Origin of the sequence: Hymenobacter antarcticus, assembly GCF_039539545.1 — a bacterium.
Taxonomy (GTDB): Bacteria; Bacteroidota; Bacteroidia; order Cytophagales; family Hymenobacteraceae; genus Hymenobacter; species Hymenobacter antarcticus.
On the sequence record NZ_BAABDI010000014.1, the window covers coordinates 111610 to 123049 of the forward strand.

The following is an 11440-nucleotide window of genomic DNA, read 5'->3' on the forward strand; positions in this document are numbered from 1 at the left end:
GTGGAGCCACCAGCTCTCATGGGCAGACTCCACCGCCGAAGCCGTGGACTTTGATGTGGGCAGCCTAACCAGGACGGATACTTGCGTGGGCCGCTGGCCCTGTCGGCTAGTAGGCCAACGCCGGGCGCGGTCACTACGTTACCTAAACCATGACAAAAGCCGTTTTTATCGCCGTCGCCGAGCCCAACAGCGGCAAATCCCTGGTTGCGCTGGGCCTGGTGAACATGCTGCTGGGGCAGGCCCGCCGCGTGGGGTACTTTAAGCCCATCATCGACTATGACCCCGCGCAGGGCCCCGACCCACACATCGACACCATCACGAGGCATTTCAAGCTGCCGCTGCCTTATGCCGACACCTACGCTTACACGCGCCCGGAGGCCCTGCGGCTAATCGAGGCCGACGCGCAGGGTGAGCTGATTGATGCGGTGATTCGCAAGTTCAAGCACTGGGAAGACCACTACGATTTTACGGTGGTGGAGGGCAGCGACTTCCTGGGTCCGGGCACCGCTTTTGAATTCGATGCCAACCTCTCCATTGCCAAAAACCTGGGCGTGCCGGTGGTGCTGGTGGTGTCGGGCGAGGGCAAAAGCACGGCCCAGCTGGTGAGCTCGGTGCTCACGCTGCTGCGCAGCTTCGAGGGGCGCGAGGTGCCGGTGCTGCTGGTGGTGGCCAACCGCGTGGTGCCGGCCCAGGCCGAGGACGTGCAGGCGCTGCTCCGCGCCCAACTCCCCCCAGACGTGCTGCTGGCCGTTATCCCCGATGACCCCGACCTGCTGCACCCCACCATGCGCGAAATCCAGGCCGGGCTGGGCGGCAAGCTGCTCTTTGGCGAGGCGGGCCTGGGCGGGCAGGTCGACAACTACATTATCGGGGCCATGCAGGTGCCGCAGTTCCTGAACTACCTCAAGGACAACGTGCTGATTGTGACGCCCGGCGACCGGGGCGACATCATCGTGGCGGCGTTGCAGGCCAACATGTCGGCCAGCTACCCGCGGGTGGCGGGGCTGGTGCTCACGGCCGGCTCCGAGCCTGACCCGCCCATCATGCGCCTGCTGGAAGGCCTGCCGAGCGTGGTGCCCATCCTGGCCGTGCCCATGGGCACTTTCGAAACGACTACCCGGGTGGCCAATATCAAATCCCGCATCACGCCCGACAACCCGAAGAAAATCCAGCGGGCCATCCACACGTTCGAGCGGTACGTGGACGTGCGGGTCCTGGAAGAGAAGCTGGTGAGCTTCCAGTCCGAAGGCATTACGCCGCACATGTTTCAGTACCGGCTGCTGCAGTGGGCCAAACGCGCGCGGCGCCACATTGTGCTGCCCGAGGGCAACGACGACCGCATTCTGCGGGCCGCCGCGCAGCTGCTGCACCAGGACGTGGTGGACCTGACCATTCTCGGCGACCCGGCCGAAGTGGCGGCTTCGGCCAAGCGCCTGGGCCTGCACCTGCCCGCCGGCCACCTGCGCATCATCGACCCGGTTAATTCCGAGCAGTACGCCGACTACGTGGAGACGTTTTATGAGCTGCGCAAAGACAAGGGCGTGAACCAGGCCATGGCCCGCGACCTGCTGCGGGACGTGTCCTACTTCGGCTCGATGATGGTGTACCAGGGCCACGCCGACGGCATGGTGTCGGGGGCGGTGCACACCACGCAGCACACCATCCGGCCGGCGCTGCAGTTCATCAAAACCAAGCCGGGCGTGTCGGTGGTGTCGTCGGTGTTCTTCATGTGCCTGCCCGACCGCGTGGCCGTGTTCGGCGACTGCGCCGTGAACCCCAACCCCACGGCCGAGCAATTGGCCGAAATCGCCATTTCCTCGGCCGAAAGCAGCCGCGCCTTTGGCATCGAGCCGCGGGTGGCCATGCTGTCCTACTCGTCGGGCACTTCGGGCGCCGGGGCCGATGTGGAGAAGGTGCGGCAGGCCACCGAGCTGGTCCGCCAAAAGCGCCCCGACCTGAAAGTGGAGGGCCCCATTCAGTACGACGCGGCCGTGGACCCGCTGGTGGGCCGCCTGAAGCTGCCCGATTCGGAGGTAGCCGGCCAGGCCAGCGTGCTCATTTTTCCGGATTTGAACACGGGAAATAATACCTACAAAGCGGTGCAGCGCGAAACGGGCGCATTGGCCATTGGCCCCGTGCTGCAGGGCTTGAACAAACCGGTGAATGACCTCAGCCGCGGCTGCACGGTGGACGATATTTTCAACACGGTGGTAATTACCGCCATCCAAAGCCAGCAGCAGTAGCGCCACCTATTTTCTATGAACATTTTCGTCGTCAATTCCGGCAGCAGCTCCATCAAGTACCAGCTTTTTCGATGGCCGACCGAGCAGCCGGTGTGCAGCGGCCTGGTGGAGCGCATTGGCTCCGGGCAGGCCACCATTCGCCACCAGGTTTTCGACCCGCAAGCCCCCGCAGGCACCGCGCCGACCGAGCAGTTGCGCACCCTCCTGCTGCCCGACCACGAAGCCGGCCTGCGCGAAGTAGTGCGCCTGCTCACCGAGCAGCCCGGCGGGGTGATTCAGGACCCGGGCGAGATTGCCGTGGTGGGCCACCGCGTGGTGCACGGCGGCGAAGCCTTTGCGGCCACGGCGCTCATCACGGAGGCAGTGAAGGCGGAAATCAAGCGACTGTTCGTGCTGGTGCCGTTGCACAACCCGGCCAACTACCTGGGCATTGAAGTGGCCGAGCGCCTGTTTACCCGCGCCCGGCAAGTGGCCGTGTTTGATACCGCCTTTCATCAAACCATGCCCGAATACGCGTACCGCTACGCGTTGCCCACGGTCCTTTATGAAGAGCAGCGCATTCGGAAGTACGGCTTTCATGGCACCAGCCATCAGTTTGTGGCCGCCCAAGCCGCTGCCTACCTGGGCCAGCCCGATGCCCGCCTCATCACCCTCCACCTGGGTAACGGATGCAGCATGGCGGCGGTGCGCGGCGGCCGGTCTCTGGACACTACCATGGGCTTTGGCCCATTGGGGGGCCTGGTGATGGGCACCCGCGCCGGCGACATTGACCCGTCGGTGCTGCTGCATCTGCAGCTACAGCTGGGCTACACCGCCGAACAAGTGAGCACGCTGCTCAACCAGCAAAGCGGGATGCTGGGCCTTGCCGGTTCCAACGACATGCGCGACATCGGCCAGGCCCTGGCCGCTGGCGATGCCCGCGCTGCGCTCGCCTACGACCTGTATGCCTACCGCATTCGCCAATATATTGGGGCCTACACGGCTACGCTGAACGGCCTGGACGCCATTGTGTTCACGGCCGGGGTGGGGGAGAACGACGCCCTGGTGCGCGCCAGGGTTTGCGAGAACATGGAGTTCTTTGGTTTGGAGCTGGACGAGGCTAAAAACCAGGAACGCACCCCGGGGCTCCGGGACCTGAGCGGGCCGCATTCGCGGGTGCGTATTCTGGTTATTCCGACCAACGAGGAGCTGGAAATTGCCCGGCAGTGCGCCGGGCTGCTGCGGGGTGATGAGGTGGTAAGTTGTTGATTACAAGAGCGAGCAGAGCCAGCGGGAGCCAGGAGGTGAGCGTTTTACGAGTCATGATTGGGAGATTTAAACGATGACAAAGTTGATATGAACACAGTCTCATTTGTTAGGCACCGGCGGGTTTGCCCTGTGCCATGGTCAGTCGTCGATAAGCCGGTGGTTGCCGCCAGCGGGCAACAAGGCAGGAAAAAAGCATAAATTCCGGGCGGTGGTCCAAAGAAGGGTGAAATGTTAATTTAAGCAGGTTATACTTAGCTGTTAATTACTATTGGTCAATAACTTGCAAAGAAATTTAATTTGTTTGACCAATTGTTTGTCACCCTACTTTGGACCACAGCCAAATTCCGAAGCAGTCGTGACAGAAATTCGGCTAGAAAACGCACACAATGGTGCTGTTCAGCCAGTTATTTGCAGATTTACTGGGGTTTCTCAGGAAAATGCGGGCTTGCTCTCCGGCGTGAAACCGAAGGAGCAGGCGGCGCGGCTACTGCGGCGCCCGGGCCGGTCAGGGCATAAAAAAACCGGCTAGCTGCATCCGTAAAACGGGGGCAGCTAGCCGGGTATGGCACCCGGCTCCTCCTCGCTTTTCCTAAGAAAAAAGGACGGGCGGAGCCTTATTGGGGTGGTTGGCAAAGACCTGCTCGGGGCCGGCATTGGGGCCACGGGCGGGGGTGATGGTGGGCTGGTCGGCCGGGAAAATCAGGCCGAAATACAGGGCCGCGTATTCGGTGGCCACACCGGTATCGAGCGGCAGCGGATGATATTTCGCCGCCAGCTCTTTTACGGCCGCAGGGTCGGCCTGCACCGTTTGCAGCTTCTTTTTGCAGAGGCCGGAGCCGGACTGCTTCTGCTGCGAGTCTGAAGTGCCCGCTACGCTGGCGGCCAACCCGGGCAGGGGCTGGCAATGCAGGAAAACACCCGCATAAAGCAGCAATAGCAAATGGGACAGGAAGCGTGGCATAGAGCAGTACGAACGGTGCAAGGTTGCGCCACAAATTCGGGAGTAGCGCCCGTGCTACGTGAATCAGAGGTATGTGGCTTTAAGCGAAACCAGCTCCTGGGATGGTTCGTTGGCCGTTTCAGCGCATGCGCTCAAGGAAACAGAACCTGCCGTAGAGTAGCTCAACTACAGCAACTTCCCGGGCCCTGTGCCTGGATGGGCGGGCACGGCACCGAACCATAAGAACAAAACACGCAGCAGTCGCCGGCCAGGGGTTTCAGGACCGTGTGGCAGGCCGGACATTCGTAGAAATACTGGCAGGCATCGGTGGGCATCTGCTCGGACTGGGCGTGGCCGCAGGCAGGGCAGGTGAGTGTCGAGGTAAGCTGCGGGGGCATGGTGGAGGGCATACGAAAGCTAATTAGTGTTGAAAGCTATTCACCTATTTTTTGGCGGGCCTAATCTGCACCCGCGCCGGCACGGGCGGGGCTACTTTGCCGCGGCGGCGCAGGCCGGCTTCCACCACGTCCGTCACACCCTTATTCAGCTTTTTAATCTCCTGGCCCTGGGCAAACGTGGTGTAGCGGTGAATGCCGCTGAGCATGACGTTGTGCGTCACCACCCGGTAGGCGCGGGTGGCGGCCAGGGGCTGGCCGTTTACCTGCACGGCGCTTACCCGCTGCCCGGCCTGGCGGCCGAGGTCGGCGGTCCAGTCCAGGCCGCTGCTTTGGATTAGCCCCCCTACCCGCTTCAGGTCGTCGCCGGGGTTGAGGTTGGTGGCGCTCTGCTCCAATAGGGCCGTGAGCTGCGCGCCGGTCAGGGTCATCGTCACCAGCCTGGAGGGATGCGGCAGCAGCGTGTACAGGGCTTCGCGGGTGATGGGGCCGGCTTCAAGGGATATGGGGTTCTCGTTACAACGGGGCGGAAAATTACGGTAAGGGTCTTGCTAACTCACCAATCAGCTTTAAGGTGATTAATTGATTCGTGAGACGTCAATAAAAGGCATGGAGCCGAAGCACCAGGTGGCCTTCCGGCCTCGCCTCCGTTCGCCTCCTAAAACGAACGTTTGATGAGATGACAGCGGACCCCATTGATAAACAATGGTTTGTGCCTTATCGTAATTTTTCGCCCCGTTGTAACGAGAACCCCGCGGCCCCCTGCCCGGCCGCCGCAGCCGCCTGCATGGGGTTCTCGTTACAACGGGGCGAGAAATTACGGTAAGCCCCAAAGCATTGTTTATCAATGCATTTTGCTGGTATCCCACTAAACGTTCGTTTTACGAGGCAGACGATGGCCTGCTAAAACGGGACTTTGTTATCCGGCTACGTACCTTTTATAACCGTCTCACGAATCAATGTGTCACTTTGCGGTTGCCTCGTCAGATAATGGGACCCTAACCGTAATTTCTCGCCCCGTTGTAACGAGAACCCCACTCCCCGCACGGACCAGGTGACGGCCGTGGTGCTGACCGGCTTGGGCGGGCGTCCCCCTTTATTACCGGTCTTACCCACCATAAGATGGTCAGCAATAGTTGATTCATTGGCTGTCTTACCAGCACTGGTTTCAGTAAGACTGATTTCGGACATTGTCTTACCGGTTTCCGGTTCCGTTAGACCGGTTTCGGACGTTGTCTTACCGATTGGCGTATCTGTCAGACTGAGTTTGGGCGGCATAGCAGGGCGTATTACACGATGTAAGACGCATAGGTAGGCCCAAATGGGCTACCCAACCAACTGTCTTACCACTTGTCTTACCGACTAACAGAACCGCTAAGCCGTTAACTCCAAGACTTCTGCGGCCGGGATGCCCAGCTTCTGGTACATGCGGCGCAGGAAGTCGCCGTTGGCCGGCCGTCGGCCGCGCAGCACCTCGCTCAGGCGCGACTCGCCCACCTCCAGCAGCTGCGCGAGCTGCTTCTGCTTCAGCCGGCGCTTGAACATCTCCACCTGCAGCCGGCCGGCCACGGTGGTCGGGGGGCCGGGGTTATGGCCGTTCGCCTCCTCAAAGGCGTGGATGGCGTCGCGCAGCACCAGTAGGCGGGCGTGGTTGGCTTCTTCGTCGGTGGCCAGTGTCCGGAATTCCTTCACGGCGGCTTTGTGCTCGGCTTCGGTAGTCAGGTTCACGGTCTGGGGGATTAGAACAAAAGGGAAGAAAGAGGACCTCAGAGGTCTTGCAGCTGCTTTTTACTCAGCTTGCTGTAATCGGCGTGGGTCATGATGCGCCGGATATCGACGGTGCGCAGCGAAAACAACACCTGGGCCACCAGCCGGTAGTGGTTGCCCTTGATGTCGAATACGTAGCGGCCCTGGCCGATGTAGTCCGCCGTGGCAAAGTCGGCCAGCAGGTCGTTGTGGCTCGACCAGGTGCAGAGCTGCACTTGGGCAAACCACACCTTTAAAGCTTCCCGCGCCTGAGCGTTCTTGCGGCCGTAGCTCGTGATGGTCTTTTCCTCAATGACAATCATGGCCATGCGGCAAACATACGCAATTCGGAATTAAATTCCATATTGCGAAGAAAATACCCGTCTTGGGGGTCGCACAATAGTAGGAACGGAAAACAACGGTAGGAGACGCAGGTCGGCCGGGTTGGGGTCCATCTTCTTTTTTAGCGGCCAGGGCGTCTCAGCAAACGACCGTTTCGCTGAACTACAATGTACTTTTAAGGCAAGGCTGCATATTGCCTGCAAAAAAGCCAGTTAATGTGAAAGTTGAAGATTAATACTGCTTGTCTAGGCCTGTTGGTGCCGCGCTCTATGATAGTCTTGATTTTATATGTGTAAGAGCGAAATTGCCGCCGTACCCTTGTGCTCCAATTACATTTTCACTTGTTCCCCCGCATGAAATACACTTACATTACTTTGGGTTTTGCACTACTTACATCGGTGAGTTGCAGCAAAAAAGAGGATGCCAAACCCAGCGTTGCGGTGCCTCCGTATGCGCGATTGAACGTGCAGTTTTTAGGGTACCAAGGTCAGGCGTGGCTTCGGGGGTACGATCCAGCCAATTGTTCGGCCGCTGTCACCGATGATCTCGCTTCTCCGATACCTGCCTTGTCATTCAAGTTCGTGGCGACCGATGGGGGTAATCGCAGTGAGATTAGCATTTACATGGAACGCAGCAAACTGGCAAAAGGCGTAGTGGGTACTTACACCTTGGGCACTGACTTTTATCTAGACCTAAAGCAAATTACAGGGAGCTCTATGTGCAACAATACTATCGCTCAGTTTAGCAGCCAGGTAGCAATGCGCACACTGCGCATCACGGCGTACGATGCGGCGTCCAAACGCATCACCGGGAGTTTTGAAGCCAAGGCAATTGGGCAGTACAATCCCGCAACATGCCCGAACACCTCCGCCTCAGAGCGAGGGGATGTAGAGATTACCGGTGAGTTTAAAAACGTCAGTACGCCGCTATTGTAGGGACTTAGGAGCGAAACCTGGAGTATTGAATCGGATCCTACTTATGTGGGACGGGGCATGGTAAGTCATGCCCCGTTGCAGCGACTTGCTATCGTGCGTAAGCATAGCAACAAGTTATGATGGGGGTACGATGTAATAACTCGGCATCGAAAGTCTCCGATTCGGAGGTTTTTTATAGCTCTAATATTGAACAATGAAATCCGCTTGTCAAGTGGGAAGAGAGCCCCCCAACATAAGACAACGTTTGTTGCACAACCCTTTAGCAAATTAAATGATTTTTCTTGTTGACCGGATCGTAAGTTCATAGCCAATTATTGTTGGGTGAGCTCTTTTCTGCCTTTTTTGCCTATCCACTTGCATTTTTACACGTTGATCCTAGGCGCGCTCGGCGGGCTGCTCCTGGGCGCCTCCGCACACGCCCAAGCACCCACTCTCACCGGCTTCACGCCCGCTGCGAATGACCGCGCTGCCCCCCGCAGCGCCGGCGTGGTGGCCCGTTTTAGCCAGCCGCTGACCGCTGCCTCCGCCACGGCCCTCAAAGTCTTCGGCAGCCAGCGGGGCGGCTTGCGCGGCGGCGGAATCGCCACGGTGGCGGGGGCCACCCTGGCGTTGTCTTCCGCGTCGTTCGAGTTCCAGCCCGGCGAAACCGTGCAGGCCACCGTAACGCGGGGCGTGGCCGGAACCGGCGGCTTCCTGGCCCAGCCCTGGGTGCAGCAGTTCACCGTCGCCGTAACGGGCCCGGGGCGGGGCTCGTTCGGCGGCGGCAGCGAAGTGTTCCGCACCGACGTCCTCGACGTGGCAACCGGGGACGTAGACGGCGACGGCGACCTGGACTTGGTGGTGGCGAGCGCCTTTTCCAACACCGCGCAAGTGGTGCGCAACGGCGGCAACGCCAGCGGCTCCGGCACCGGTACCTTCAGCGGCTCGCCGCAGCCCGTCCCAACAGGCACCACCCCCGTGAGCCTAGTGCTGGCCGATGTGGACGGCGACGGCGACTTGGACCTGCTCACCGCCAACCGGTTTGGCAACTCGGTCAGCGTGCGCCTGAACGGGGGCAACGCCAGCGGCTCCGGCACGGGCGTTTTCACCGGGGGCCAGGCCGTGGCGGTGGGCACCGATCCGCAAAGCGTGGCCATGGGCGATGTGGACGGCGATGGTGACCTGGACCTGGCAACGGCCAACATGCAGAGCAACACCGTCAGCGTGCGGCTCAACGGCGGCGACGCCACTGGCTCCGGCACCGGGCTGTTCAGCAACGGAACCGACGTGCGCGTGGGTATCGGGCCCGCGGGGGTCGCCCTGGCCGACGTGGACGGGGACGGGGACCTGGACCTGCTCAGCGCCAACTACTCCGGCGGTTCGGTGAGCGTGCGGCGCAACGACGGCAACGCCCGCGGCGCCACGCCCGGCTCCTTCAGCGGCGCCCAGGAGTTGCTGACGGGCAGGTACTGCACCCGCGTGGTGGCCGGCGACGTGAACGGGGATGGCGCCGTGGACCTGGTCGCCAACGGCGGCCCGGGCCGCGTGAGCGTGCTGCTGAACGCGGGCGGCAGCAGCCCCGGGGAGTTCGCTGGTGCCCGGACTTACGCGGTTGCCGGAGAACCCCGGGCCATGGCGCTGGGCGATGTGGACAGCGACGGCGACCTGGACCTGGTGGTCGCCGCGGCGACCAGCACCCTCGCCGTGCTGCTGAATGGAAGCGGGGCCGGGACGGGAAGCGCGGGCGCGTTCGGCACCGCACAGGCCGTCGGGGTGGGCGGCGACGCAATGGCCGTGGCGCTGGGCGACGTGGACGGGGACGGAGACCTGGACTTGCTCACGGCCAACACCGTCGGCAGCATGACCAGCGTCCGCCTGAACCAAGGGACCGTACCGGCCCCGACGCTGTCCATTGCCGGGGATTCGCTGCTCTGTAACGGCGGGCAGATACGCCTCACGGCCGCCAGCAACGGGGCGGCCGCGGCAGCCTACCGCTGGAGCACCGGGGCCACCACCGCGAGCCTGGTGGTCACGCTCCCCGGCGTGTACTCGGTGACTGCCACCTTCGGCGGGGGCCTCACGCGCACCGCCGTTTACCGCGTTCACGCCCTGGTGCAGTCTGTCCGGATTGCCGGCGACACCGCGTCGTGTCCCGCTCCCGCGGCACAGCTGTCTGCCCATGCGCCTGGGGCCACCGCCCTGCGGTGGAGCACGGGTGACAGCACGGCCACCATCCGCGTTCCGGGCCCGGGCACGTACAGTGTCACCGCCTTCTACGGATCGGGCTGCCGGGTCCAGGCTCGTCTCTCGCTTCCGCCGTGCCTGGTCATTCCCAACATCATTACCCCCAACGGGGACCGGGCCAACGAGCGCTTCGTCGTCGATGGCTTGCGGCCGGCGGGCGCCGCGCTGACCATCTACAACCGCTGGGGCGCGTCGGTATTCGCCACGGCCGCCTACCGCAACGACTGGGGAGCAGGCGTCGCGCCGGGGGTTTACTACTACGTGTTGCGGCCCGTTGGAACCGGCACGTTTTATAAGGGGTGGGTGGAGGTAGTGCAGTAGAACAGTGGTCAGGAAATCGCTCCCTTTGCTAAACTACTAGCAGCGGCCCGACACCAGGTGCCAACAGGCCGCTGCAGCGCCCGGCGAGTTTACGAAACTCGTCTACGATTCAAAGTTTACGAAACGTGCTGAGGGGATGAGTTTCGTAAACTCGCCACCAGGTGCCTTCCCGGGCCGGGGCAAACAGGATTTTGGGAGCAGTGGGGAAGTGCAAATAGCTCGGTGCTTATCTGGGTTCTGTCCCTTTACATGAACTGTGTTAAAAGTTAAGCGGTGGGCGCAAGTTTTGAGCTGAAATCGGCTTGGTAGGGCACACCCGACTTGACGATGGCGAAGGCTTGTTTGAGGAGCTTATTGCAGACGGCAATCAGGGCCAGCTTCTTGCCCTTGGCCACCAGTCGGTCAAAGAGGGCCGCACAAGCCGCATTCGTTTTCTTAGCTGAAAAGCTGCACATGAAGAGCTTACCGCGAATCAAGCCGCCGCCCATCTTGGTGATGCGCACCTTGCCGCGAATGCTGGTACCGGACGTATGCTCGCGAGGCGACAACCCAGCCAGGGCAATCACCTGGCGGTAGTTGTCGAAGTGCGTGAAGCCGCCGGCAAAGAGCAGCAGCATGCCGGCCGTTTTGCGGCCAATGCCGGGAATGGAACACAGCAGTGTCATCTGAGTGGCAAAGCGCTGTTCTAATAGGGTCAGCAACTCGGCCTCAACCAGGGCCACTTGCCGGGTCAAGGTTTTGAGCATCTGTTGCAGGCGCTTGAGCGCGAGCTTACTGATGACCGGTTGGCGCTGCAAGGCTTCCAGGGAGTTGCTGACCATCTTTTTTTGCTTGAGCAGCTGCTCGTTCACCTGTTCAAGCTGCCGACATTCCACCAGCACCGTTTCGTCCGGCTGCCAGACCTTTACCGGTTGCTGCTTGCCGTAACGCAACAGCCACTGCGCATCTTTGCGGTCACTTTTGCCTTTACTCAAGTGCATCTGAATGAAGCGCTTAATGACCAGTGGATTCAGTACGGCGACCTCTCCCCCCTGCTCGTGCAGGTAA

At 61.2% G+C, this 11440-nt stretch carries 11 protein-coding genes; 4 read left to right on the forward strand and 7 right to left on the reverse strand.

The features are described from left to right. Window positions 1-149 precede the first annotated feature (149 nt). Both pta and ABD819_RS11635 read left to right on the forward strand, forming a co-directional pair. Window positions 150-2243, forward strand: a complete 2094-nt coding sequence (gene pta, locus ABD819_RS11630; RefSeq protein WP_345124399.1) for a phosphate acetyltransferase — start codon at window positions 150-152, stop codon at window positions 2241-2243. 15 nt (window positions 2244-2258) lie between these two features. Next, a complete protein-coding gene (locus ABD819_RS11635; protein ID WP_345124402.1) occupies window positions 2259-3491 on the forward strand; it encodes an acetate/propionate family kinase in 1233 nt (410 codons plus the stop codon). A gap of 589 nt (window positions 3492-4080) precedes the next feature. Here the strand turns inward: ABD819_RS11635 and ABD819_RS11640 are convergent. The 6 genes from ABD819_RS11640 to ABD819_RS11665 all read right to left on the reverse strand — a co-directional run bounded on the left by ABD819_RS11640 (window position 4081) and on the right by ABD819_RS11665 (window position 6901). After that, window positions 4081-4452, reverse strand: coding sequence for a hypothetical protein (locus ABD819_RS11640; RefSeq protein ID WP_345124405.1), 372 nt, complete (start codon window positions 4450-4452; stop codon window positions 4081-4083). 161 nt (window positions 4453-4613) lie between these two features. Next, on the reverse strand, window positions 4614-4841 hold the full coding sequence (locus ABD819_RS11645; protein ID WP_425553975.1) for a GDCCVxC domain-containing (seleno)protein: 228 nt from the start codon (window positions 4839-4841) through the stop codon (window positions 4614-4616). Between the two features lie 32 nt (window positions 4842-4873). Next, the gene (locus ABD819_RS11650) at window positions 4874-5332 is read right to left on the reverse strand and encodes a 5'-nucleotidase C-terminal domain-containing protein (RefSeq protein ID WP_345124424.1); all 459 of its coding nucleotides are present in this window, start codon (window positions 5330-5332) and stop codon (window positions 4874-4876) included. Window positions 5333-5753: 421 nt separating this feature from the next. Further along, window positions 5754-6104 (reverse strand): hypothetical protein, encoded by a 351-nt coding sequence (locus tag ABD819_RS11655; RefSeq protein WP_345124407.1) that lies wholly within the window; start codon window positions 6102-6104, stop codon window positions 5754-5756. A gap of 96 nt (window positions 6105-6200) precedes the next feature. Beyond that, window positions 6201-6554 carry a helix-turn-helix domain-containing protein gene (locus tag ABD819_RS11660; protein WP_345124409.1) on the reverse strand — a complete coding sequence of 118 codons (354 nt, stop codon included), beginning with the start codon at window positions 6552-6554 and terminating at the stop codon, window positions 6201-6203. A gap of 38 nt (window positions 6555-6592) precedes the next feature. Continuing rightward, window positions 6593-6901 (reverse strand): type II toxin-antitoxin system HigB family toxin, encoded by a 309-nt coding sequence (locus tag ABD819_RS11665; protein WP_345124412.1) that lies wholly within the window; start codon window positions 6899-6901, stop codon window positions 6593-6595. A 366-nt stretch (window positions 6902-7267) separates the two neighbouring features. Between ABD819_RS11665 and ABD819_RS11670 the strand changes: the two genes are divergently transcribed. Both ABD819_RS11670 and ABD819_RS11675 read left to right on the forward strand, forming a co-directional pair. Next, on the forward strand, window positions 7268-7849 hold the full coding sequence (locus tag ABD819_RS11670) for a hypothetical protein (protein ID WP_345124414.1): 582 nt from the start codon (window positions 7268-7270) through the stop codon (window positions 7847-7849). Window positions 7850-8218: 369 nt separating this feature from the next. Continuing rightward, the gene (locus ABD819_RS11675) at window positions 8219-10393 is read left to right on the forward strand and encodes an FG-GAP-like repeat-containing protein (protein ID WP_345124417.1); all 2175 of its coding nucleotides are present in this window, start codon (window positions 8219-8221) and stop codon (window positions 10391-10393) included. A gap of 266 nt (window positions 10394-10659) precedes the next feature. Here the strand turns inward: ABD819_RS11675 and ABD819_RS11680 are convergent. Further along, on the reverse strand, window positions 10660-11440 hold a 781-nt coding region (locus ABD819_RS11680; RefSeq protein WP_345124420.1), incomplete at its 5' end, for a transposase.

Bases quoted from the DNA above. Each gene is read 5' to 3' on its own strand.
- pta (WP_345124399.1), top strand. From the start codon at position 150: ATGACAAAAGCCGTTTTTATCGCCGTCGCCGAGCCCAACAGCGGCAAA.
- ABD819_RS11635 (WP_345124402.1), top strand. From the start codon at position 2,259: ATGAACATTTTCGTCGTCAATTCCGGCAGCAGCTCCATCAAGTACCAG.
- ABD819_RS11640 (WP_345124405.1), bottom strand. From the start codon at position 4,452: ATGCCACGCTTCCTGTCCCATTTGCTATTGCTGCTTTATGCGGGTGTT.
- ABD819_RS11645 (WP_425553975.1), bottom strand. From the start codon at position 4,841: ATGCCCTCCACCATGCCCCCGCAGCTTACCTCGACACTCACCTGCCCT.
- ABD819_RS11655 (WP_345124407.1), bottom strand. From the start codon at position 6,104: ATGCCGCCCAAACTCAGTCTGACAGATACGCCAATCGGTAAGACAACG.
- ABD819_RS11665 (WP_345124412.1), bottom strand. From the start codon at position 6,901: ATGGCCATGATTGTCATTGAGGAAAAGACCATCACGAGCTACGGCCGC.
- ABD819_RS11670 (WP_345124414.1), top strand. From the start codon at position 7,268: ATGAAATACACTTACATTACTTTGGGTTTTGCACTACTTACATCGGTG.